The following is a 23,267-nucleotide window of genomic DNA, read 5'->3' as shown; positions in this document are numbered from 1 at the left end:
ATTAAATAATTGACATATCTTTTTAATATAATTTTTATAACTGAAATTTAGTACACTTATATTTAAAAATGTCAAATAAAGGAGAAAAAATTAATTTTCTCACCTTTACTTAACTTATTTATAGAAATTTTTCTTCATAATCTACCTTAGTCAAAAATACTTCTCGCGGTTTTGATCCTTTATGTCCTGATATAAAATTCTGGCTTTCTAGCGACTCAATCAAATTAGCTGCTCGATTGAATCCTATTTTAAATTTACGCTGAAGTGCTGAAGCCGATACCTGCCCTTCTGAAACAATATATGGCAGTACATCTTCAAACAAATCATCTTTACCTTCTACTGATTCTAATTTTGCCATCAGAGATTCTGGTTCAAAAAGATACCTTGCGGGCCGTTGATCTTTTACATGTTTGACGATTCGTTCTATTTCTTTTTCAACATACGTACCTTGCACACGTATTGGACGCCCTGAACCATTTTCTTGAAACAACATATCTCCTCTACCAAGTAGTTTTTCAGCTCCACCAGTATCTAGAATGGTGCGTGAGTCTACTTGGCTAGATACCATAAAGGCTACTCTAGTTGGAATATTATTTTTTATTGTACCCGTAATGACATCCACGCTAGGACGTTGTGTGGCTACAATTAAATGAATACCTGCTGCTCTAGCCTTTTGCGTAATTCGTGCAATAGAATCTTGCACATCGTTACTAGCAACCATCATTAAATCGGCTAACTCATCGATGACAATCACTATATAAGGCATTTTCAAACCAAATTCTTTATGTTCTTTCGCTTTTTCATTAAATCGTTGAATATTTCGAACACCGGCTGCAGCTAATTTTTGGTAACGCTCTTCCATTTCGTTTACTGCCCATTTTAAAGCTTCACTTGCTGCTTTAGGTTCAGAAATAACCGGTGAAAGTAAATGAGGAATTTCATTATAAGGAGCCAACTCAACTGCTTTTGGATCAATTAAAATTAATCTCACTTCACTTGGCGTAGCTTTATACAGTAAGCTTATTAAAATTGAATTAATAAAGACACTTTTACCTGAACCAGTTGCACCAGCAATCAGTCCATGAGGCATCTTATCAATAGTGGAAACTACCGCATCTCCTGCGATATTAACCCCAATAGCTACCGTTAAAGGAGAATCACTTTCTATAAACTCTTTACTTTCCATAACTTCTGATAGCATGACCGGTCTAGATTTTTTATTTGGAATTTCAATGCCTACTGAACTTTTCCCTAAAATTGGAGCTTCAATACGAATATCTTTTGCAGCTAATGAAAGTTTCAAGTCGTCCGATAGGTTTGTTATTTTATTAACTTTTACACCACGACCTAATTGAAGTTCGAATTGAGTAACTGCTGGTCCAATCGTCCAACCGATAACTTGAGCATGAATATTGAATGCATCTAATGTCTCATTCAATATTTCTGCTTGACCTAACACCCAGTCATCAATTGCGTTCGGTTCGAGTTTCACAGGGCGAAGTAAAAGATCTACTGATGGAAACATATAATTCTCATCATATATTTCTTCACTCATCTCTATTGATTCATTGCTATTTCCCACTGTATCTTCTATCTCTTTCTCGGCTGCTATTACTTCTACACTAGCACTAGTAATAGGATTTTCTTCTTCAACTATTCCGATAAGAGTTTCAGCCATATCATTTGTATCCATCTGAACTTCTGGTTGTACTTCTGGTTGTACTTCAATTGACTGCTCTATTTTTTCTGGTTGTTCCATATCATTGGTCGGAAATGTCTGCTTATCTAAATAATTCATTCGACTTAACGCAGCCATTAGTTCCATGTTTTCAATTTCTTCAGAATTCTTAGGCTTGATTTTATTAGAGACTCGAGTTGGACTAATAGGTTGTCTGACTTTTTTTGGTATAGCAGTTCCTTCACCAAAATATCTTGCAATATTTTTCCCACGGTTAAGACGAATGTTTTGCTCATCCTCAATCATACCTGCTAATGAACGAGATAATCCACGCTTTTTCTTAGCAGGACGTAAAGTTTTAGTTGGAACTATTAATTTAGACTTATTGACAGCATCTTCTTCATTTCCTGAAATTTCGTCCATTTTTTTAATTTCTTTTGGTTCTGATTCTTGTAACGCTTCCGCTACTTGGATAACTTCCGATTCTTCTACTTCTTCTGTTTCTTGGATAACTTCCAGTTCTTCTTCTTGCATGACTTCCGATTCTTCTGCTTCTTCTGTTTCTTGGATAACTTCCAGTTCTTCTTCTTGCATGACTTCCAATTCTTCTGCTTCTTCTGTTTCTTGGATAACTTCCATTTCTTCTGCTTCTTGCATAACTTCAAATTCTTCTACTTCTTCTGTTTCTTGCATGACTTCAAATTCTTCTACTTCTGCTACTTCTTGGATGACTTCTATTTCTTGTACCGCTTCTTCTTTTTGATCAAAAAACAAATCTTTTTTATCTAATAGATATTCTTCAAATAATAAACGATCTTCCGGCTCTTTTTCTAACTCTGTAAGAATTTCCAAATAATCCGTTTCTTCATCCTTTTCAGTTGATCTTTCCTGAAAACCATAATAAGGAGAAGGAACCTTTTGAACTTTAAAAGGAGTCGAACTTCTTCCTTCTTGAAAAGGTGTAGCCACATGTTTTAAAGATTCTTTTGAATAAGTCGTTTGCTTGATTCTTTTTTCAAATTGCTTTTTTTGTTTTTTCAGTTCATTCTGTTTCTTTTGTTCCTCTCTGCTAATGGTGGAGAGGTAATTTCTAACGGACGTGTTGTCTTTTTGAAAAGTTATAAAATCAACTTCCGAACTTTTTTTATTCTTTTCTATTAATTGTTTAGTTGACTGAATGTCATTATTTTTTAAATGGGAAGTTTTAAAAGACTCTTCCTCACTCGTTACTTTCTTTACGTCACGATAGAAAGGAAATTTGAATTTTTTTTGACTATCTTGATTATTTTGATAACTAGGTCCATCATATTTAGGCATGATGACCCTCCTTTCCTACCTCAATCCAAATCTTAGTTTACCATAAAAAATAAAGTGATTATAGGTGCATTCTTTAAGAAACATACAATATCCTGAATAATTCATACTTTTTTTGAAATGCTCTGGAAAAACTGTTCTAGCGCTAGTTTAAGCTGGATTTCTCAACACCCTTTGGGTGTGCAAAAAAAACCCCAATCTGTTATGGTTAAATCACCTAAACGTAACCAAAGAAAGGGGTTCTCTCTATGGCAATTTTACATGAAAATCGGTTACTTTTCAATTCAAACATTTCGGTATCACATTCTGGTGGTAATTTATCCTCAGATTCCGGGTTAATATTAGTTAAGGAGTTTATGCACACCATTAATTTTTCTAATATTTTAAAACAAAACCTCATCATTAATGATAATCGACTTTATCATAAACATACTAATCAGGCGATAATTGAACAAATTATTTTTCAATTGATTGGTGGCTATCAAACAGATTCTTCGGCTGACATTTTATCAAAAGATCCCATTTTCCAGAGCCTATTAGCTAAAGAACAACTTGCTTCACAACCGTCTATTTCTCGCTTTTGGGATCGGTTAAATCAAGAAAATATTTTCCAATTGCAAGAAGTCAATCAAATCCTGCTTGATAAAGTACGGACTGCACGTAATACAACTGAGATGATTTTTGATTTAGACTCAACTCATTCGGATACCTTCGGGAATCAAGAAAATTCGAATTATAACGCTCATTACCAAACGAATGGCTATCATCCGCTAGTTGCCTTTGAAGGCTTGACCGGTGATTTATTGAAAGCAGAACTTCGTTCTGGTAACGTGTACACATCCAATGGTGTGGCAGATTTTGTCCAACCACTTTTTGACCATTATCAAGAAACCGTACCTGTAAGTTCTATTCTAGTGCGTGCCGATAGTGGTTTTGCAACTCCTGAATTATATGAGCTATGTGAAGAACGTCGAAATTTTTATGTTATTCGATTGAAATCGAATCGCAAATTAGGCAAAATCGCTGAGCAATTTATCTCTATAGATGATCAACACGATTGGTATAGAAAAGAAGTTCACTACGCTTCTGTACTCTATCAAGCGAAGAGCTGGTCACATTCACGAAGAGTTTGTATTAAATCTACGCGTGAAGCAACAGAATTGATTGCTCGACATGAATTTATCGTAACTAATTTATCAGAAGATATTTCTGCAGAAGCGGTCTTTCAAACTTATTCTAAAAGAGGAACCATGGAAAATTATATTAAAGAGGCCAAAAATGGGTTTTATTTCGATAAAACCGACAGCCCTCGTTTCTTAGAAAATCATGCACGCATGATGGTGAGCGTACTAGCTTATAACATGGTCAATTTTATGCGTACTCTTTGTTTTACGAAAGAAACCAAAGGTTTTCAAGTATCAACCATTCGCTTGTTCTTATTTAAAGTGGCAGGTAAGCTTGTTCATTCGGGAAGGAAAACCTCTTTGAAACTCAGTTCCTCCCACGTTTATCAGAAACTCTTTCGTAAAATCTTGTGGAATATCCAGCATTTTAAATGGGAGTAGCACTCATACTCAATACAATAGTTAAAAAAAATGGCTCATTCCAAGGGGTCAGTATGCCCAAAAATCTTAATTGCCTGACAAAAAAATGAGTGCTTTGTAAATTTGAAGTAAAATCAGTAAACCAAACAAGCTACTGTCCTGAATGAAGTGAAAAACACACTAATTTTTATTTTTTGAAAAAAGTATGAATCATTCAGGAATATTCTTATAAAAAAAGACATTATAAAAAGCTATCTTTCAAAAAATACATTTCTATTTTTTGAAAGATAGCTTTTCAAGCCTTTTATAGACTAATTCGAGTTAATTTATTTGAAATATTTCACCTGTGATAACAGAATCTGGCAGAACTAAAATACCATTTTTTCCTGAAGGATTTTTCACATTCAATTCTTGAGCTGAACAAATCATACCATAACTCGGCTCTCCTCTTAACTCGCCATCCCAGATAGCCATCCCGTTAGGCATCATAGCACCCACTTTGGCAACTACAACTTTTTGGCCTTGAGCAATATTTGGTGCTCCACAAACGATTTGAAGAATCTCACCATTATCTACCTCAGTTTGTGTAATTGATAAATGATCTGAATCGGGATGTGGAAAACATTCTTTCACTTCACCGATAACAAACTTGGGGGATTGCTCCGTTTCTAAAACATCAGAGAATCCCGCAGAAATAATCGCTTCATTTATTTTTTTTGCTTGTTCTTCAGTCAGGCTAACTTGCCCAGTTCTAACATCAATTAAATTTGAACAATTAAAAAAATTATATCCAACTGTTTGATTTGTCTCTTCTTTAAAAATTCGAACGATATCATTTTGTTTTTCAAAATTTTGTTCCTTAGATTCACTAGTATCTAACATGACAATAAGTGTATCCCCAATACCTTCTTTATTATAAATGCTAATCATTATTATCTTCCTCATCTTGTATTTTATTTCGTACTATTAAGACATCACATGGAGCATTGCGAATTATATATTCACTTACACTGCCCATCATCCATCTTTCAACAACATTCAAACCTGTTTGTCCAACCACGATTAAATCAATATGGTATTCATCAGGTATTTCTTTTGCTAGAATGATTTTTGGTTTTCCTTGTGCCATAATTGCTTGAACTTTTTCTATGTTATATTCTTTAGCTTTTAGTTTGTGTTCTTCTAACATTTTTTCCATTCTTTTCCTATCAATATCTATTACTGTTGCATCTAACGCACTTATACCTACATTGTCTATCATCCCTAAAGCATAGGCATTCACATCAAATACATGAGCAATAATCAATTCGCCCTTGTTTCTTTCGGCTATCTTAGCGGCCTTAGTAAATGCATTTTCTGAAGATTCACTTCCGTCTAGTGCAATCAAGATACGTTGGTATTGTTGTGTATCTAACATAATAACATCTCCTCTTATTTTTTTAGGTAATCAATCAAAGGGTAGCTATAAATTGTTGTATTTCTTCTTTCGTTTTACGGTTTTTACTTACGAAGCGTCCAGCCTCTTCTCCGTTTTCAAATGCCACAAAACTTGGTATTCCATAAATTGATAAATCACCGCATAAATCAATAAATTTATCACGATCGACTTCTACAAAATCGATTTCAGAATGATTTTCGATAATTTCAGGCATAACGGGTTTGATAAATTGACAATCTCCGCACCAATCTGCTGTAAAGAAGAAAATCACCTTTCTTGTGCTTTCTTTACTCATTATATAAAATTCTTCAATCGTACTTAATAATTCCAATTTATTTCCCCTTTCTATTTCTAATTAATTATTTTTCATTATTGTTTCAAATGCACTTCGATCTAGCGTACGGGCAACTTGAATGACCATTTCTTTTGCAGCAGCATAATCATCAATGTGAAAAACGGTTTGATGAGTATGGATATAACGAGCACAGACTCCGATGACTGCACTTGGTACTCCATTGTTCATTTGGTGAGCTGCTCCTGCATCTGTGCCGCCTTTAGAAACAAAATATTGATAGGGGATATTATGTGTTGCTGCAGTATCGAGTAAAAACTCGCGCATTCCTTTTAGCGTAATCATTCCTGGATCTTGGATCCTTAATAAGAATCCTTCTCCAAGATGGCCAAATTTAGTTTCATCTCCTGTTAAATCATCTGCAGGTGAACAGTCTACAGCGAAAAATAAATCAGGGTTGAATTGGTGAACAGCACCTTTCGCTCCACGTAAACCTACTTCTTCTTGAACATTAGCACCGGCAATCAGGGTGTTTGGCAATTCTTCACCATGTAATTCTTTTAAAGCTTCGAGAACAACTGTCGTTCCATAGCGATTATCCCATGCTTTACTTAAAATTTTCTTGCCATTCGCCATTTTAACTGTTTCAACGGATGGAACAATTGCGTCCCCTGGACGAACACCAAAAGACTCGGCTTCTTCTTTAGAATCAAAACCAGCATCAAATAAAATATCAGCGATATCTAATTTATTATTCTTACCATCTTTATCTCTTAATAAGTGTGGTGGAACAGATGAAGAGACACATGGATAATCTCCTTTAGCTGTTTGAAGGGTGAATCGTTGTGCCGATACAACGTATGGATTCCAACCGCCTAATGGAACCACTCTAAACAAACCCTGTTTTGAAATACTAGCTACCATGAAACCAACTTCATCCATATGAGCCGCTAACATGATTTTTGGTGCATTTTCAACTTTACTTTTACGTATCCCAAAAATACCTCCAAGTCCATCTTGTACGACTTCATCTACTAAAGGAGTCATTTCTTTACGCATAATTTCTCGTATGCGTTGTTCAAATCCACTTGTCCCTTGCGCTTCGGTTAATTTCTTTATCAAATCAAATGTTTTATCTTCCATTATTGTCTACCCACATAGTTTTTTTGTTGCTGCCTATGTGATCTATCCCCCTTATAAGCTTTATTTATTCCATTATACCTTAAATCATGCTAATTTTAAGTGGGAATGCTTTAATTTCATTTATTTTTAAACATGGTATACTATAAAAAAATATATTAGATAGGGGAGTTTATCATATGGCTTGTAAAACTAAAGAAACAACACCTTATATTTTAGCTAGCGGCTTACTTTTTGGAGCAGGATTAACCTGTGGTTATTTTCTTCATAAGCTAATCACTAAAAAGAAAACCATCCATGGAGACACCATTTTAAAATACGTTAAACATTTATTTTTAAAAGAAGGCCCAATAGAAGGCTCTTGGATCGAGTTGCAAAAAGTCCCTTTACAAAGATTCGCTCTTAAAACTGATGTTTATTATGGTGGTATTTCAAGAATTGAAGAAGACCAATTGATTCAATATGAATTCATTGCGGATGCTTACACTGGAAGCATTTTAGATTTATACCGTGTCTAACATAAAAAACGTTAAAACAAGAAAATCTTCTTGTTTTAACGCTTTTTTTTAATTTATTTTTTTAGGAAATTTCGCAACTACGCGATAAATTCGACTGCCGCGAGAAGAAAATTTCTCTTCATACTCAGTCATAACATTCCCTTCAAAATCACTTTCATGCAAATTTAGCCATACTTGTTCAAGTACCATACCATATTTTGAGAAACTAACTAAAGAATATTCGAATAATCCCTGATTATCTGTTTTAAAATGGATCTCTCCTTCAGGAACAAGAATTTTTTCGTAGCTTTCTAAAAAGCTTTTATACATTAACCGTCTTTTTTCATGACGTTTTTTTGGCCACGGATCAGAAAAATTCAAGTAAACTTGATCAACTTCTCCTTCTGCAAAATATTGTGTCACTGAACCTCCATTAACATGCAGCAATTGAAGATTTGGCAATTTTTCTTCAACCAATCTGTCTAACGCAACAACTATGACACTCATTTGAATTTCAATACCAATATAATTGATTTCTGGATGCAGCTTTGCCATTTCAGTAATAAAGCGTCCTTTGCCTGTACCAACTTCTATATGAATTGGACGGTCATTGTCAAATCTTTCTTGCCATTTACCTACCCAATTATCGGGTTGTTCTGGTATATATTGAGGGAATTCAGCAATTTTTTGTGGAGCATTTGGTTTATATCTTAAACGCATCTCTTTATTCTCCATTCTGTTTGTCTGTTTATTTTTGCATTACTCTTTTCACCGTTTTACATAGAAAAATCCTCTTCAAAAACAGAAAGAGGATTTAAATAACTGCAAGAAACTTCTAAGTTTTATCTTTTCTCAAAAAAATTCTTCCCTTGATAAAGACTTTGCAACATGATGATATCCTTATTCATTTCATGAAACCAAGTGTCTTGATGGTGTTTTTTTGTTTCAAGCAAATAATTCATTAAAGCATACCATACAATACGGCTTTTCAACTCTTCAGTCACTTCCGTATCATAATGTTCTAACCAGTCTACCCAACTATCTTTTGAGACATATTGGCAAAGTAACATGCTTACATCCATAGCTGGATCGCAAAGCATAGCAGAATCCCAATCGACTAAATAAAGTCGATTTTGATCTGATAGAAGCCAATTTTTCCGGTAAATATCTCCATGACAGACTTTTGTTTCAACTGTGCTCATTAAATCTACTTCACTTTTTAATTTTTTTAAGATAACTGATAATAAAGGATGATCTTGTAGATCTAATGATAGTTTTTCTTCATATTTTTGAATTAACTGTTTTGGTGTAACAACTTCGCCGCCTACACGGGCGAGCATTCTTCTTAATGTCGCAGAATTATGTATTCGACCAATGAGTTTTGCTACCTCTGGTGAAGACATTTCTTTCTTTGTAAGAACTCTTCCATTCAACCACTCTTGAGCGGTCAGCACATCGCCATTGCCAATACGTTTCGTCCACATTAACCTTGGAGTAATTCCTTCAACAGATAATGCAGCTAAAAAAGGTGAAGAATTTCGCTTTAAAAAAAGCTTTTCTTCTGCCCTTGTACCCATATAAGCTTGACCAGTGTCACCACCAACGGGATGCAACTTCCATCCAGAATCTATTTCAAAATCCATACCGAATCATTCCTTGCTTTATATTCTGAAACATTTCTACACAGACATGAAAAGCAGAACGGGATCGTAAAGTCCTTTTCGAAAAACAAAAAGCTTAGACCCGTCAAACTAATAGAACTAAATTCTTATTTAGTCTACCTGCAACTTAAGACAAAAAAAGGATAGATATCACAAAAGACATCTATCTTTCTGTTCCTTTTCTATTTTAGATAGATTTTCTTGATACGTCAAGCGTATATACGTTCTTTTTCTACAAATACTTATTTGATTTTCTAACAACTGATGGTACGAACCCACAGAAGCAGTTTTCGACGTATTTTATTTCATATTTCTAAATTTTTATTTTTATAAATTATAATTTTTTTCATAAAAAATCAGCCAAACAGAATATTTGGCTGATTATCTTAGTTGTTTTCTATCTTATTTTTCCACACTGTTCTTCTACAGCATCTACATATAATTGTTGCAGTCTTTCTACTACTGATCCGCGTTTTCCTTGTCCTACAGGATTCCCATCTATAAAGGTTATCGGCATTGCTTCCATAGTAGTACTAGATGCAAATACTTCATCTGCTTTCTTCAGATCCTCAATAGTAAAAGCTTCTTCTTTAACGGATAGTCCTGCTTCTCGAGCAACCTTTAACAACATTATTTTGGTAACACCCGGTAAAACAAGGTTTCCATCTGGGTGAGTATAAATCGTATTATCTTTGATCATCCAAACATTTGAAGATGAGCATTCTGTAACTACTCCATCACGATGAAGGATTGCTTCGTCCCCACCCTTTTTATGCGCCTCATGCTTAGCCATAATATTCCCAAGTAAACTAATCGACTTAATATCACATCTCAGCCATCGCATATCAGGTACGGTAAAAGCAGACATTCCTCGATCCATTTTTTCTTGATCTCGCGGAACAATTGTAGTTGTAGCTGTAAAAACTGACGGAACTAACTCAGGATCAGGATATGAATGATTTCTTGGAATCCCAATACCTCTAGTTAATTGCATGTATATATTGCCAATATCGATATTGTTTACTTCGATCAATTTGGTTAACAACTGTTTCAATTCCTCTTTTGTGAAGGGTAAAACCAAATCGATTTTTTCAGCACTGGAAAATAATCGATCTACGTGTTCGTTTAAAGTGAAAAATTCACCATTATAAGCCCGTACAACATCATAGATTCCATCCGCAAATTGGTAGCCTCTATCTTCCATATCGATCTTAACTTCACTACGTTCAACGATTTCATTGTTCCAAATTACTTTCATTTTTTTTACCTCTTTCTTCAAACTAAATAGATTTATTTTTTTTCTATCATATCAAAAAAAAGTGCCTTACGCATTTGAAATTTTAACTGATTGTCTTATTTGCTCTACTATTGCTGTAATTTCATCATTTTATTTATTCGAATAGGCAAATAAAATTGGCAAAATCCTAAATTGAAAACTACGCTACCTATCAATAAGACAAGCACTTCTATAAATGATAAGTGTATAGCAGATGCAGCGGTAATCAATAATCCTTCGAACATCATCAATAATGACAATAGTTTTTTAAGTGATTGAAGTTTATCGTTTTGTTTTATAGGATATAACACAGCTGACGATAAGTTATCAAAATGAAAATATAACGGCAACAATTGAAAACCTGTTAAATACAAAAAGATTACTGTGAAGAAAACACTTAATATGAAGGAACTGCCTAAACCATTAAGCAACATCGCAATCCCAACTAAACGAATGTACAAGCCACTGTATTCAGTGCCTCTCAAAAAGGCTCTAGCATAGAGATAGTAATATACATTGCTCTTGTTTTTTTGTATCTTTTTTAAAAAAACATCCAAGTAAGCCCTTCTTTTAACAGAACCTTTTAATGCTGGAATATCTGTAAATAAGTTAATAAATTGGTAAATTCTTTTCATTCTATTCGATTCATCTTTTAGCATCTTTTCCCATTGATAAGTTTGAGCATTACTTTTCCGACTGAGTACCACTCGATAACTTACTGCCACAGCCACAGCTCCTACTAATCCTATTATAGGACTGATAAAAAGGGCAAGGGTTGACACAATAAAATAAATCCCAAATAAAAGAAAGCGTATTTTGATCCATTCTTTTGATTCTTTTAATTTTAAATTTAAAACTTGCGAGCCGAGATCTGTTTCCTTTAAAATGATCAACATTGGAACAAAATAAAACATATCAGAAAACGCAAAGCCAGACATTGCAACTAGCAGCGGCATTAACGCACCAACGGTTACTATGATGGCAAAACTAGGCAGCCACAAACTTCTCCATTTCGCTTGTTCAAAATACTCTTCCATAGCTTCTTCTTTAGGCAGCATAAACACAGCATCAGCTGCTTGAATAAGTGTAGCTAACTTTCCAATACTTAGTACTCCTGTAAAAATAATTATTCCTATTAATTGACCTTTTACATCATAAGACGTTATTGTTTTCAAATAATTTGAATAGGCGTATCCCATAGCCCCGACTAAAAATAAACAAACAATTACAAAATGATCATTAAATATATACTTTAAATATTTCATCATTTTCTTTTGATGTTGTTTAACTCGTCGCTTCCATACTTCTATCATCATTTGCTATCCTCTTCTTTTGTTAATTGAATATATAGTTCATCTAACGTTGCATTTGGCATGTTAAAAGTCATTCGCAAATCTTCTAGAGTACCTTCAGCTTTAACTTTACCGTCATGCAATAAAACAAATCTATCACATTGTCTTTCAGCTGTCGCTAAAATATGAGTAGACATCAAAATAGAAGCTCCCTGTTTTTTCATCTCTTCCATTAATTCCAAAAGCGCATTGATACCTAGTGGGTCTAAACCTACAAAAGGTTCATCTATAATGTATAAGCTTGGTTCTACCAAAAAGGCGCAAAGAATCATAACTTTTTGCTTCATTCCTTTAGAAAAATTAGCTGGAAACCATTCTACTTTATTTTCCAATCTAAATTTTTTTAATAATTTTTTTGCACGCTCATGAGCAATCTCAATTGGTATATCATAAGCCATTGCTGTAATTTCAATGTGTTCTTTTAATGTGAGTTCTTCATATAAAACAGGCGTTTCAGGGATGAACCCAAATTTTTTACGGTAGGCTTCTTTATCCTTACCTAGTGTCAAACCGTCTATATTGATTTCCCCTTTTTGAGGTTGCAAAAGTCCAATAATATGTTTTATTGTCGTACTTTTACCAGCCCCATTTAAGCCAATCAACCCAATCAATTTTCCATCACCTACTTCAAACGATACATCTTTTAATACAGGAATTTGGCTATAGCCTCCTGTGATATTTGATACTTTTAAACTCATAATTATTTTAGTCCCTTCTGCACAAGTTATTGTAGTTATTGTACCATAAGAATTGGAGAGAATCTTTTCTCTTTTAATGCTTTACTGTTTCACTTTCTTTAACTTTTATGATACATTTATTAAACAAGAGAACCTATTTCTCTGTTCACTTTACCTTATATATAAAGATTTAATAGTAGAAAGAAGGATACTAAATGACAGATTGTATTTTTTGCAAAATTATCAATAATGAAATACCTAGCAGAAAAATTTATGAAGATGATGATGTAGTAGCCTTTTTAGATATTACTCAAGCTACACCCGGTCATACGCTAGTGGTCCCAAAAAAACATGTAGCCGATATTTTTGAAGTCGATGAAGTTTTAGCAGCTACTGTTGCCGGTAAGATCCCAAAAATTGCAAAAGCAATCAAGAAATCCAATCCTAAAATCAAAGGAATGAATATTATAAATAATAATGGTAAAGTAGCTTACCAATCTGTTTTCCATTCACATATACATATCTTGCCTCGTTTTGATGAGCAAGATGATTTTTCTATTCACTTCGGTGATAATTCTAAAAATTTCACATCTGAAGAATTAGATAGCATAGCGTTAACAATAAAAAGCAAATTGGAGGGGTATTAATGTCTAAACACTTTATGAATGGCCTATTTTTAGGAGCTGCTGCTGGAGGAATTTACGGTCTACTTAAATCTCCACATACTGGTAAAGAAAACAGAGTTGTATTAAAATCTTATATCGATGACACAACGGTACTCGTAAATGATGTTTCAAAAAGTGTCAATGACTTAAAAGGAGCTATTGCTCAATTAACAAATGAAGGAAAAACACTGGCTGAAGAATTTACACAGGATATAAAAGAATCTGTTGATGAATTTTCATATGAAGCTGAGCCTCGTATGCACCGCATCCAAGAACATACTGAAAAGTTAACAGCTGATATGGAAGATTTAACCCAAAGTATGAAATAAAGTAGCGCTATTGTATTATTTTTTAGTCGGATTGGGATATTAGTCTCAATCTTTTTTTCGTCTCCTGATGCAATTCTGGTCCAATTTATGAAAAAAAACTCATGACCATCCGCGATTTATTCAGGTTTATGATTTTTGTGTGATTTTTAATTGACTTTAAATTAAATATTGGAATTTTAGTTTTTTTTATGCAAATGAGTATGGTATATTTATAGCTGTTATTATGAAAAATTTATTTTTACAGTAAATCAAAAGAAATGGATGTGTTAAGGAATGAAAAAATCATTACTAGTTACAATTACTATCCTAGCAGGACTTACAATTGCAGGATGTTCTGATAGTACTGTTGCATCTTCAACTGCAGGAAAAATCACGGAAGACGATTTTTATGAAGCAATGAAAGAAACTGTTGGAACAAGCATGTTGCAACAATTAATTATAGAAGATGTTTTAACAGATCTATATGGTGACGTTGTTACCGATGAAGTAGTAGATAAACAATATACTACTGAAGAAACAGCTATGGGTGGAGCTGATGCATTTGAAAATATCATGTTACAACAAGGTTATACCCCCGATAATTATAAAGATACGATCCGTTTAAATCTTTTAATTGAAGAAGCAGTAAAAGACAAAACTAAATTATCTGAAGAAGAAATAAAAGCCGCTTATGATGCTTATACACCTGCCGTCACTGCAGCTCATATTCTTGTAGAGGATGAAGAAACAGCAAAAGACCTTATTACTCAATTAAATGATGGTGCTGATTTCGCAGAACTTGCTACTGAAAATTCAGCTGATACTGCTAGTGCAGCTAATGGCGGAGAAGTGACTTTCTCATCCGGTGAAATGGTTGCTGAATTTGAAGAAGCCGCATTTGCTTTAAAAGAAGGCGAAATGACAACTGAACCAGTTGCTACAGAGTATGGTTACCACATTATCAAAATGATTGAAAAACCTGAAAAAGGAACACTTGAAGAAGAAACAGATACAATCGAAGATCAATTATTAACAACTAAATTAGCTGATAGTGCATATATTCAAGAAGTTATTTCAGGAATTATGCAAGATGCTAACATTATCATCGAAGATAAAGACTTGTCTACTGCAATGGACACTTACTTGGTAACTGAAGAAGAGCCTGCTACCGAAGAGTCTGCTACCGAAGAGCCTACTACCGAAGAGCCTGCTACCGAAGAGTCTGCTACTGAAGAGTCTGCTACTGAAGAGTCTGCTGTTGAAGAATCTGCTGCTGAATAATCAGTCAGGTCTTTGGCCGTTCAATGAAACAATCAATTATATTAAATAAGCAAAAAGGGTTTAGGACTAATGTCCTAAACCCTTTTTGCTTTAGCTATTTAATTTTCATTTGCCTTTTCAGATTCATTAGGCTTATAAAAAGAACGATTATCTAAACCAAAAATTCTCTCTGTAAACAAACCTGGCTCTGTTCTGCTCAACGTAGAATTCAACATAGTGATAGTCGCATCCAAATTATCGATCATAAATAAAATTTCAGCTTCTCTTAACTTTGGTCTAACTGGTGAACCATATTCAAGTTGTCCATGATGAGCTAAAACCATATGTTTTAAAAGGAGTACGTCTTCATTTTTTTCATCAATCTTAAGTGCCATACATGCTTTTGTGATTTCTTCATCTACTATAACAATATGCCCTAAAAGGTTTCCTTCTAGAGTATATTCAGTAGCGATTGCTCCAGAAAGTTCAACAATTTTACCTAAGTCATGCAAGATAACTCCCGAATAAAGTAACGGTTTATTGATTTCTTCGTATTGATCGGCTAACGTTTTCGCAATCCTTAACATTGATACAGTATGAAAAGCTAACCCTCCAGTAAAAGCATGATGGAACCTTTTTGCTGCTGGATGCTGAAAGAAAGATTTTTGATATTGATTTAATAAATAACGTACAATACGATTCATGTTAGCATTCGTTATTTCAAATAAGGTATCATTTATTTCTTCCATCATATCTTCTTTTTTTAATGGAGCCCTTTCAACATACAAATCAGGATTATCTGAATCGCCTGATTTTATTACTGAAATTTTAAACAATTTGATTTGAGGGTTTCCTTGGTATAATTCTCGTTTTCCTGAAACCTTCACAACTTTTCCAGCAGTAAAGGCAGCAATATCTCCCTCTGGTGCATCCCAGTATTTACCATCCATTTGACCACTTTTATCTTGAAATGTAAAAGCAATAAATTTTTTGCCATTTTTTGCAACTCTAATATCTGCCGATTTAATTAATAGATAGATTTCAAATGTCTCATCGTTCGTATACTCAAATAATTTTTTTTCCATTCGAATCCCTCTTTCTATTCAAAACTTTTCTTTATTATAACATTTCTACCTGTTCTTTTCGAAAAACATCTGTAACAGTTTCATCAAATGTAAAATAAAACACCTGTACATCTTCACTAATTTTCTCTAACAGTTGGTACATCTCTTTTTTACGTTGTTGATCAAAATTCACAAAACCATCATCGACCAATAATGGCAATTGAATTAAGTCGCTAGCATTTTTTACAAATGAAAAACGTAAAGCGACATAGAGTTGTTCAGCCGTTGCTTGAGACAGCTCAAAAGCTTCGAATAAAGTACCATCTTTACGTTGAACCGTAATTGCCTGATCTTTTAGGAAGACCTTCTCATAATTACCTTGTGTTAAGATATTGAAAAAATATGTGGTATCTCGAATAGTAGCTGGGAAACGATCTTTCCTGGCTTTAGTTAATGTTCGCTCAATGAGTTCAGCCGCTATCTTGTATTTAGTCCATTCATCGACTAGCGTTTGTATTTCGCTTTTTAAATTAGCGTATTCTTGCAATAATTCAGAATACGCTCCACCAACTTCTAGATTTTTCAAAGCAACGTCTATTTTAATTTTTTTGTTTAATTTACTTTCAATTGTTTCTTTTAAGTGTTGAAGTTTAATTTTCATACTTTGAATACTTTCCAGTAAAGCAGCCTTGTCGCGATACGTTTCAAGTAACTCACTGTACTCGCCAACTTGCTGTTCTAATAGATTTAATCGAGCTATTTTTTTTGTGAGTTCTTCATTTAAAACATATTTCTTACGAAATTCCTCTTCAGTTTTTGCTTTAACAGAGTGTAACAGGCGGATACGTTTTTTTTCAAATTCTTTTTGTTGCATAATAAATTGTTCAATATATTGGTGTACTGCTTTTTGCTGCTTTGCACTAGTTCTGATTCTTTCTTCATCAGCTGTAGCCTCATTGAAAAAATGTTTTATTCCTTCAATCAACTGTTCATGGTTAGTCCAATCAACAAAAATTACAGGTTCCAAGTAATTGATTTTCTCTTTCCAAATAGCAACTCTTTTTTCTTTTTCCCCTAATTGTTCTTGTTTTTCATGTATGCTGCTAGCTTTTTCTCTTATCCCTTCAAAGACATCAACTTCTTGTACTAATTCTTTTATTGAATAATGTGATGGGTAACCATATTCCTGTTTCAATAGTCGAAATTCATTTTCAATATCGGCTTTTTCACTCTCAGTTTTTTCACTTTGAGTCTGTTTTTCATTTGATTCAAGAATCACTTGATCAATTTCTGCAAGCTTTTCTCTCCATTGTTTTCGAATCTCCGTTTGCTGAATATATTCTTCAAATGAATATAAAGACTCTCTAATTTCTTCTATTTTATTCACAGTTTCACTCTTTTTAACCATTGACCATATACTGTATAAAACTGATCCTAAACCAGCTGCTACGAGAATCAAACCAATTTCATTGGAAAGATATTGACCTAATACGCTTATAAGCAATCCAACTATCAAGCTAACAAGATTTTTTTTGCTTAATGGCCTTACTGTTTTCTTTGCTACTTCAGTATCCGCACGTTGGTCAAGATTACTTTTTTCTAATTGATCATTTACTTCTTGATAAGTTTGATTATTCCATAATCGTTTTTCTAATTTATCAAGTTGATCTCCTAATGATTCTTGCTGAAAATTCAAAAATGCTATGCGCTCAGTTACCTGTTTTTCTCTTAAAATAACTTGATTTTGTTTATCTTGTAATCGATTTAATTTATTTCGACAGTCTTCAGTTAGAACATCAGGTATATCTTGCTGCTCTTGCAGTCCTAATTGTTGCTTTTCACGTAAAAATTGATGTCGAGTCTCTAAAAGGTTCTTTTTAATAAACTCTGTCTCTTGTAACGTTGCTTGGATATCATCTAACTCATGCATCAATGTAGCAATTTCATCCCTATGTTCAATCAAGACTTTCAATAGTCGTGTTTCTTCAGTCTTGTTATTAAGATAATTCAGTCTTTCTTGTTGCTGATTAATGGTTAATTTTAATTGATTAATTTCTTGATTATAATGGTTCAGCTGATACAATCCATCTTTAGGCAGTTCGACAGTCTGTTCTTTATTTATTTGACGCTGAATATCTTGCATTTCACTAAAAAGTATCCAGTTAACTTCTAATTGGTTTAACTTAATCAATTTATCTTCGTAGTGCGTTCGTTGTTCTCTTAAGCTAACTAACCTTTTTTCTAAATCATCTTTTTCAAGAAGCCAATCCATATACTGACTGTTTTTTTCTTTAGCTAGTTTCATTTGTTTTCTTTTTGATTCAACTTCAGCCATTTTTTTATTGATAACCGTCACTCGTCCATTAGGTTTAAATAACTTGCTTGCTTCTGTTTGAAACTTATCTGCAACCTTTAATAACTGCTCGTTTCCAATTGTTCCTACACTTAAAAAATAGCGATTTAATTTTTCACGATTTAATTGTTGTACTTTTTGAAGGCCAGCTAGGTTAAAAGAAAATAAAGCTTGATACGTTGCTTTATCCAATCCAGATAAGATTTTTTCAAGATATTCTTCTCCACCTGTTTCCCCGTTAGCAAAAGTTATTGTTACGTTTCCATTAGCCTTTCCTCTCACGCGTTCAATTTGGACATCCCCATATTGTGTTCCAGTTAAAAAAAGCCTCCCACCATACTGGCTGCTGCTTTTAGGCTCGTATCTTAACTCAGAACTTATTTTAGAAGGGAAGCCAAAAAGAATGCTATGAACAAATGACATAATGGTTGTTTTTCCTGTTTCATTTTTCCCATAAAATAATTGCAACTTATTTATATTGTCGATTTTATAATCTACCCATTTTCCATAGCCATATATCTCAATTGATTCAATCTTCAAGGTTATCACTTCTTTCAAATCCTAGTTGATTACGGACCAATTCTATAGCTTCCAGTACAATCTTTTTCCGATACTGTTCTTCACGAGTTTCTACAACGTCTTCTATTCCAGGAAAATCAAAAAGTGCATTTGTTGAATCGTTAAATAAGCCCTCTTTTTCAATTTCACTCTGAACTTTATTCCATTCATCTGGAAAGAGCTTTTGGATGGCTGGTATATTATTCTCAACTATTGTTTGCAACTCTATCTTGTGAACCCAAACAAAAGTATCTGTTTTCGAGATTTGCTGCAGAGCTTCCAGTAATTCACCCTGCTTAATTTTCTTTATAACTCCTTCGAGTAACTGTTCATTGTCCGTTAAATGGATTGAAAGAAAAAGACTGTAATCCTCATTTTTTTGTTCTTCAATAGTTGTTCTCAATGCTTTATAGACTTCATCTAAATTTTTCATTTCTTTGACAGAGAGTTCAATGGTTCTCCATTGAATTGCTGCAGTAGAACAAAATTCAGCTGCCACACCAGATTCGGTCAACTTTACTAATTCAAATCCTTTTTCTCCACTTTCTTTGCTGCTTCTTCCTTGAGTATTTCCAGGATAAATAATCGGAGGGTTTTCACCTAATTGCTGTCTTTTATGAATATGACCCAAAGCCCAATAATCATATTTTTTGCTTCTTAACTCAGATAATGTAAAAGGAGCGTAATTTCCATGTTCTGAATTTGATCCTTCTGAGAAGCCATGTAATAATCCTATATGATAAGTTGCTCGTGGATGTTTTTCTGGGTAATCTTTGATTTTCCTTTCAAGAACCCATCTTTTATCATAACTAAAACCAGTAATGGCAATTTGTTCATCTTCCTTAGTAGTAAACCATTTTGTTTCCACCATTTCATTAAATAAAACGACATTTTCTGGCATGTCTAAATGCAATCCAGTATTTTCTATGTAATCATGATTGCCATGCAATAGATAAACTGGTATTTTCATTTTATTTAACCGTTCCATTTCATTTCGCAGATAAGCTTGAGCTTTAACACTTCGTTCATCATTATCATAAATATCGCCAACTAAACAGACAAAATCCACGTTTTTTTGAATCGCTTTATCCACTATTTTAGTTAAAGCTGAAAATGTAGATAGATAAATAGCATTCCAAATAAATTCGGGTAAAGTTTTTAAGCCTATAAAAGGGCTGTCCAAATGTAAATCAGCTGCATGAATAAATTTAACCATTTTGGTCATTCATCTCCTTTCTCATATATTCCATTTAAAAGGGCACATACGTTCCGTTAACACCAGAAAAAAAGAACTCACCACTCTTTATAATAGTGAGTTCTTTTTGATCATTCATCTTTATCCTTGGTATACATCTTGAACAGGTTTCATAATGATACGGTTTAAGTCTTCAATCAATGTGCTTAAACGTTGTTCAGACTCCATTAGCGCCTTGATAACTTCATTATCACCAGAAGTTTGAGCTAAGTTTTGAGCTTCAGCAATTTCCTCTTCAGTAATTTGTTCGCCTGCCATTTGTTTTTGTTGTAATTTCATTTGAACTTCTTGAAAATCATGGTACATTTTGCTGGCTGATTCATCTTTTTTTACTTCACCAAAAGCTGCTACTAATGTAACATATTCTTCACTATCTCTTAATTCTTTTTCTAAATTATTAGCTGTATCATAAATATTTGTACTCATAATAAACTTCACTCTCCAATTCGAATTTTGTTCTCATCATAGTTAACTATATCATTTTATACATTTTTTTTCCATTATTCTTGCCTGAATTATTAGAATTTTTCTATTGTGGCACTTTATTTGTAAATCCATCCAATAAACTTCCAACTTTATCCTTCAAAATGTCTGATCCTTCTTTGACCTTCCCACCTATTGAATCAACAGTATCTTTTATTTCTTGCTTCCAATCATTAGAACCTGTTTCATTCTCTTCTTCTGCAGCGACAATTTTTTCAGCACTTTCTGTATTAAAAGCTGTTGATTCTGTGTATGGTAGAATGTTTTCCATTTGTAGTTTAAACAATGGACCTACACCTGTAGAGCTGCCTGTTGTCATATAATGTTCCTCGTCTGTCGGATCAAATCCCATCCAAGTTGCAATCACGATATCAGGTGTGTAACCAACTGTCCATTGATCCGTTGTACCGCCTTTGTCATTAAAGGATACTTCAGTACTCCCAGTTTTACCAGCTATTGTGTAACCCGATGGATCATTGTTTCGTGCTGTTCCATTTGAAAATACTCCCATCAGCATACTAGTCATTTGATCTGCCACTTCTGGAGTAGTAACTTTTTTCTTTTCAGGCTCAGTATTATCAACAATCACTGCGCCTGTAGCATCAACGATTTTAGTAATAAAATGCCCCTCACTCATGAATCCTTCGTTTGCAAACGTTGTGTAAGCACTCGCCATCATGAGTGGCGATACACCTTTACTCAAACCTCCTAATGCCAACCCTAAGTAGCCATCCCCTTCAGGGCCCTCAACGAGAGGTATACCGAATTCTTCAACTTTTTCAAATCCATTATCTAGTCCAATTTCATCTAGAAGCCATACCGCAGAAGTGTTTTTGCTTTCTGCCAATGCTTGATACATGGGAACTTCGCCTTCATACTGATCATCAACATTTTCAGGAGTATAATTATCCTCACCATATGAGAGCGGCTCATCAACAAGCATTGAATCAATCGTATAACCTTGTTCCAAAGCCTCAGTGTATACGGCTAAAGGTTTCATAATAGAGCCTGGCTGTCTAACAGTTTGAGTAGCGTAATTGAAACCTCTAAATGTATGCTCTTTCCGTCCTCCATAAATTGCAAAAACGCCGCCCGTCTCTGGGTCTAAGGCAACAGAACCACTTTCTAGAAGTGTTGCATCTGATGCGTCTTGGAATAGATAATCATTTTCATAGGTTGTATCCATTGCTTGTTGATAATCTTGATTTAATGAAGTATAAATTTTATATCCTTTATTTAAAACTTCTTCTTCACTCAAACCGTATGTGTAGATTGCTTCATTTACTACCGCATCGAAGTAAGAAGGGTATTGATACCCTTCTCTGTCCGAATAAGTATCTACTAATATCAACCCTTTAGCTTTTAATGCATCAACTTCTTCTTGGGTCACAATTTCATTTGTTGCCATTAGATCCAGGACTGTATTTCTTCGAGAAATAGCATCGTCGTAATTATCGATAGGATTATAATTTGTAGGTGCTTTTAACATTCCAGCTATTGTTGACGCCTCTGATAGAGTAATATCTACTGCGGACTTTCCAAAATATTTTTGAGAAGCATCTTCCACACCCCATACTCCATTTCCAAAGTAGGAATTATTAAGGTACATTTCTAAAATTTCATCTTTTGTATAAACTTTTTCGATTTCAATAGCCAAAAATAGTTCTTTTAATTTTCGAATAACAGTTTGATCTAGCGTTAAATAAGCATTCTTAGCTAACTGTTGGGTAATTGTGCTCCCGCCCCCAACAATATTCCCACCATTAATAACATATCCAACAGCTGCTCTTGCAATCCCGATTGGATCGAATCCTGAGTGTTTATAAAAACGTTTATCTTCAGTTGAAATAACAGCTTGTTCGATTGATCCGGATATCTCTTCAATTGAAACGAACGTTCCCTTTTGTGAATAAAGTGTCCCAGCCTCTTCGTTGTTAACATCATAAATCGTCGTTGTTTGTTCCAAACCTGCTTTTAGTGTAGAAACATTTGCTGTTTTTGCTAAAAACAATAAATACGCACTTGCAACTAAAGCTATAGTCAACATAGCCAAAATGATTAGTTTATTGACATGGTACCTTTTCCAAAATCTTTGCCGTTTTTGATGGAACTTTATTAAATAGGGTTTAGCCCATTTCCAAAATATCAGCAGAATTTTTTTTATCTTAGTTAAAAAAGAGGATTCATCCATTCGCATTCATTCCTTAATAATAGTTTTTTAAATTGACCATGATTTTACCTAGTGTAGCAAAAAAATAATGAAGACACATCCTACTTAAGTAGGACATGCCCGAGATCAATTAGTTTGAAAGTAGACAATTTACTCAGTTTTTATACTTTTTTCTTTATCATTTTACCATATTGATGTAGAGTAAAGTTAAAGACTTTATTAAAATAAAAAATGGAATTTTAATGTTTAATACAAGTTTTATACATTAAGGATGAGGTGAGA

At 33.8% G+C, this 23,267-nt stretch carries 20 protein-coding genes; 5 read left to right on the top strand and 15 right to left on the bottom strand.

What is annotated here, in order from left to right:
• Positions 1-118 precede the first annotated feature (118 nt).
• The gene (locus BR50_RS09090) at positions 119-2,995 is read right to left on the bottom strand and encodes a DNA translocase FtsK (protein WP_034548040.1); all 2,877 of its coding nucleotides are present in this window, start codon (positions 2,993-2,995) and stop codon (positions 119-121) included.
• Positions 2,996-3,240: 245 nt separating this feature from the next.
• Here BR50_RS09090 and BR50_RS09085 point away from each other — a divergent pair, with 245 nt between their 5' ends.
• Positions 3,241-4,557, top strand: coding sequence for an IS1380 family transposase (locus BR50_RS09085; RefSeq protein ID WP_034546789.1), 1,317 nt, complete (start codon positions 3,241-3,243; stop codon positions 4,555-4,557).
• A gap of 300 nt (positions 4,558-4,857) precedes the next feature.
• On the opposite strand, the gene ytpR is transcribed toward BR50_RS09085, so the two are convergent.
• Genes ytpR through pepA form a run of 4 tightly spaced genes read right to left on the bottom strand, consistent with a single transcriptional unit; the run spans position 4,858 to position 7,409 of the window.
• A complete protein-coding gene (ytpR, locus tag BR50_RS09080) occupies positions 4,858-5,466 on the bottom strand; it encodes a YtpR family tRNA-binding protein (RefSeq protein WP_034548038.1) in 609 nt (202 codons plus the stop codon).
• Positions 5,459-5,953: a universal stress protein gene (locus tag BR50_RS09075; protein WP_034548035.1), complete on the bottom strand. Its 495-nt coding sequence runs from the start codon at positions 5,951-5,953 to the stop codon at positions 5,459-5,461. The genes ytpR and BR50_RS09075 overlap by 8 nt, the downstream gene beginning before the upstream one ends.
• A gap of 34 nt (positions 5,954-5,987) precedes the next feature.
• Positions 5,988-6,269: a thioredoxin family protein gene (locus tag BR50_RS09070; protein ID WP_211249849.1), complete on the bottom strand. Its 282-nt coding sequence runs from the start codon at positions 6,267-6,269 to the stop codon at positions 5,988-5,990.
• A 60-nt stretch (positions 6,270-6,329) separates the two neighbouring features.
• The gene (gene pepA, locus BR50_RS09065; RefSeq protein WP_034548029.1) at positions 6,330-7,409 is read right to left on the bottom strand and encodes a glutamyl aminopeptidase; all 1,080 of its coding nucleotides are present in this window, start codon (positions 7,407-7,409) and stop codon (positions 6,330-6,332) included.
• Positions 7,410-7,585: 176 nt separating this feature from the next.
• Between pepA and BR50_RS09060 the strand changes: the two genes are divergently transcribed.
• A complete protein-coding gene (locus tag BR50_RS09060) occupies positions 7,586-7,924 on the top strand; it encodes a membrane protein (RefSeq protein WP_034548026.1) in 339 nt (112 codons plus the stop codon).
• A 48-nt stretch (positions 7,925-7,972) separates the two neighbouring features.
• Here BR50_RS09060 and trmB read toward each other — a convergent pair whose 3' ends face one another.
• The 5 genes from trmB to BR50_RS09035 all read right to left on the bottom strand — a co-directional run bounded on the left by trmB (position 7,973) and on the right by BR50_RS09035 (position 12,890).
• The gene (gene trmB / locus BR50_RS09055) at positions 7,973-8,623 is read right to left on the bottom strand and encodes a tRNA (guanosine(46)-N7)-methyltransferase TrmB (RefSeq protein WP_034548023.1); all 651 of its coding nucleotides are present in this window, start codon (positions 8,621-8,623) and stop codon (positions 7,973-7,975) included.
• Between the two features lie 122 nt (positions 8,624-8,745).
• Positions 8,746-9,546 carry a phosphotransferase family protein gene (locus BR50_RS09050; protein ID WP_034548020.1) on the bottom strand — a complete coding sequence of 267 codons (801 nt, stop codon included), beginning with the start codon at positions 9,544-9,546 and terminating at the stop codon, positions 8,746-8,748.
• Between the two features lie 415 nt (positions 9,547-9,961).
• Positions 9,962-10,822: a D-amino-acid transaminase gene (dat, locus tag BR50_RS09045; protein WP_034548014.1), complete on the bottom strand. Its 861-nt coding sequence runs from the start codon at positions 10,820-10,822 to the stop codon at positions 9,962-9,964.
• A gap of 107 nt (positions 10,823-10,929) precedes the next feature.
• Complete coding sequence (locus BR50_RS09040) at positions 10,930-12,156, bottom strand: ABC transporter permease (protein WP_051905781.1); 1,227 nt, start codon at positions 12,154-12,156, stop codon at positions 10,930-10,932.
• Positions 12,153-12,890 carry an ABC transporter ATP-binding protein gene (locus tag BR50_RS09035; protein WP_034548011.1) on the bottom strand — a complete coding sequence of 246 codons (738 nt, stop codon included), beginning with the start codon at positions 12,888-12,890 and terminating at the stop codon, positions 12,153-12,155. Before BR50_RS09035 ends, BR50_RS09040 begins: the two co-directional genes overlap by 4 nt.
• A 194-nt stretch (positions 12,891-13,084) precedes the next feature.
• On the opposite strand from BR50_RS09035, the gene BR50_RS09030 reads away from it, so the two are divergent.
• The 3 genes from BR50_RS09030 (at position 13,085) to BR50_RS09020 (ending at position 15,123) form a co-directional block, all read left to right on the top strand.
• Positions 13,085-13,516 (top strand): HIT family protein, encoded by a 432-nt coding sequence (locus BR50_RS09030; RefSeq protein ID WP_034548008.1) that lies wholly within the window; start codon positions 13,085-13,087, stop codon positions 13,514-13,516.
• On the top strand, positions 13,516-13,863 hold the full coding sequence (locus BR50_RS09025) for a YtxH domain-containing protein (protein ID WP_034548006.1): 348 nt from the start codon (positions 13,516-13,518) through the stop codon (positions 13,861-13,863). Before BR50_RS09030 ends, BR50_RS09025 begins: the two co-directional genes overlap by 1 nt.
• 273 nt (positions 13,864-14,136) lie before the next feature.
• The gene (locus BR50_RS09020) at positions 14,137-15,123 is read left to right on the top strand and encodes a peptidylprolyl isomerase (RefSeq protein WP_034548002.1); all 987 of its coding nucleotides are present in this window, start codon (positions 14,137-14,139) and stop codon (positions 15,121-15,123) included.
• 98 nt (positions 15,124-15,221) lie between these two features.
• Here the strand turns inward: BR50_RS09020 and BR50_RS09015 are convergent, their stop codons facing one another.
• The 5 genes from BR50_RS09015 to BR50_RS08995 all read right to left on the bottom strand — a co-directional run bounded on the left by BR50_RS09015 (position 15,222) and on the right by BR50_RS08995 (position 23,006).
• Complete coding sequence (locus BR50_RS09015; RefSeq protein ID WP_034548000.1) at positions 15,222-16,187, bottom strand: 3'-5' exoribonuclease YhaM family protein; 966 nt, start codon at positions 16,185-16,187, stop codon at positions 15,222-15,224.
• 34 nt (positions 16,188-16,221) lie between these two features.
• Complete coding sequence (locus tag BR50_RS09010; protein WP_245792776.1) at positions 16,222-19,068, bottom strand: ATP-binding protein; 2,847 nt, start codon at positions 19,066-19,068, stop codon at positions 16,222-16,224.
• Positions 19,049-20,293, bottom strand: a complete 1,245-nt coding sequence (locus BR50_RS09005) for a metallophosphoesterase family protein (RefSeq protein WP_034547995.1) — start codon at positions 20,291-20,293, stop codon at positions 19,049-19,051. The genes BR50_RS09010 and BR50_RS09005 overlap by 20 nt, the downstream gene beginning before the upstream one ends.
• A 120-nt stretch (positions 20,294-20,413) precedes the next feature.
• Positions 20,414-20,758, bottom strand: a complete 345-nt coding sequence (locus BR50_RS09000) for a YlbF/YmcA family competence regulator (protein ID WP_034547993.1) — start codon at positions 20,756-20,758, stop codon at positions 20,414-20,416.
• Positions 20,759-20,861: 103 nt separating this feature from the next.
• Positions 20,862-23,006: a PBP1A family penicillin-binding protein gene (locus tag BR50_RS08995; RefSeq protein WP_034547990.1), complete on the bottom strand. Its 2,145-nt coding sequence runs from the start codon at positions 23,004-23,006 to the stop codon at positions 20,862-20,864.
• Positions 23,007-23,267: the final 261 nt, after the last annotated feature.

The sequence above is a fragment of the Carnobacterium alterfunditum DSM 5972 genome, assembly GCF_000744115.1.
Taxonomy (GTDB): Bacteria; Bacillota; Bacilli; order Lactobacillales; family Carnobacteriaceae; genus Carnobacterium_B; species Carnobacterium_B alterfunditum.
The sequence above is the reverse complement of the archived record's forward strand: the minus strand, read 5'-3'. Positions and strand labels throughout refer to the sequence as shown.

What these genes read in the sequence shown, in the direction of transcription:
- BR50_RS09090 (WP_034548040.1), bottom strand. Translation starts at nt 2,995, where the DNA reads ATGCCTAAATATGATGGACCTAGTTATCAAAATAATCAAGATAGTCAA.
- BR50_RS09085 (WP_034546789.1), top strand. Translation starts at nt 3,241, where the DNA reads ATGGCAATTTTACATGAAAATCGGTTACTTTTCAATTCAAACATTTCG.
- ytpR (WP_034548038.1), bottom strand. Translation starts at nt 5,466, where the DNA reads ATGATTAGCATTTATAATAAAGAAGGTATTGGGGATACACTTATTGTC.
- BR50_RS09075 (WP_034548035.1), bottom strand. Translation starts at nt 5,953, where the DNA reads ATGTTAGATACACAACAATACCAACGTATCTTGATTGCACTAGACGGA.
- BR50_RS09070 (WP_211249849.1), bottom strand. Translation starts at nt 6,269, where the DNA reads ATGAGTAAAGAAAGCACAAGAAAGGTGATTTTCTTCTTTACAGCAGAT.
- pepA (WP_034548029.1), bottom strand. Translation starts at nt 7,409, where the DNA reads ATGGAAGATAAAACATTTGATTTGATAAAGAAATTAACCGAAGCGCAA.
- BR50_RS09060 (WP_034548026.1), top strand. Translation starts at nt 7,586, where the DNA reads ATGGCTTGTAAAACTAAAGAAACAACACCTTATATTTTAGCTAGCGGC.
- trmB (WP_034548023.1), bottom strand. Translation starts at nt 8,623, where the DNA reads ATGCGTTTAAGATATAAACCAAATGCTCCACAAAAAATTGCTGAATTC.
- BR50_RS09050 (WP_034548020.1), bottom strand. Translation starts at nt 9,546, where the DNA reads ATGGATTTTGAAATAGATTCTGGATGGAAGTTGCATCCCGTTGGTGGT.
- dat (WP_034548014.1), bottom strand. Translation starts at nt 10,822, where the DNA reads ATGAAAGTAATTTGGAACAATGAAATCGTTGAACGTAGTGAAGTTAAG.
- BR50_RS09040 (WP_051905781.1), bottom strand. Translation starts at nt 12,156, where the DNA reads ATGATGATAGAAGTATGGAAGCGACGAGTTAAACAACATCAAAAGAAA.
- BR50_RS09035 (WP_034548011.1), bottom strand. Translation starts at nt 12,890, where the DNA reads ATGAGTTTAAAAGTATCAAATATCACAGGAGGCTATAGCCAAATTCCT.
- BR50_RS09030 (WP_034548008.1), top strand. Translation starts at nt 13,085, where the DNA reads ATGACAGATTGTATTTTTTGCAAAATTATCAATAATGAAATACCTAGC.
- BR50_RS09025 (WP_034548006.1), top strand. Translation starts at nt 13,516, where the DNA reads ATGTCTAAACACTTTATGAATGGCCTATTTTTAGGAGCTGCTGCTGGA.
- BR50_RS09020 (WP_034548002.1), top strand. Translation starts at nt 14,137, where the DNA reads ATGAAAAAATCATTACTAGTTACAATTACTATCCTAGCAGGACTTACA.
- BR50_RS09015 (WP_034548000.1), bottom strand. Translation starts at nt 16,187, where the DNA reads ATGGAAAAAAAATTATTTGAGTATACGAACGATGAGACATTTGAAATC.
- BR50_RS09005 (WP_034547995.1), bottom strand. Translation starts at nt 20,293, where the DNA reads ATGGTTAAATTTATTCATGCAGCTGATTTACATTTGGACAGCCCTTTT.
- BR50_RS09000 (WP_034547993.1), bottom strand. Translation starts at nt 20,758, where the DNA reads ATGAGTACAAATATTTATGATACAGCTAATAATTTAGAAAAAGAATTA.
- BR50_RS08995 (WP_034547990.1), bottom strand. Translation starts at nt 23,006, where the DNA reads ATGGATGAATCCTCTTTTTTAACTAAGATAAAAAAAATTCTGCTGATA.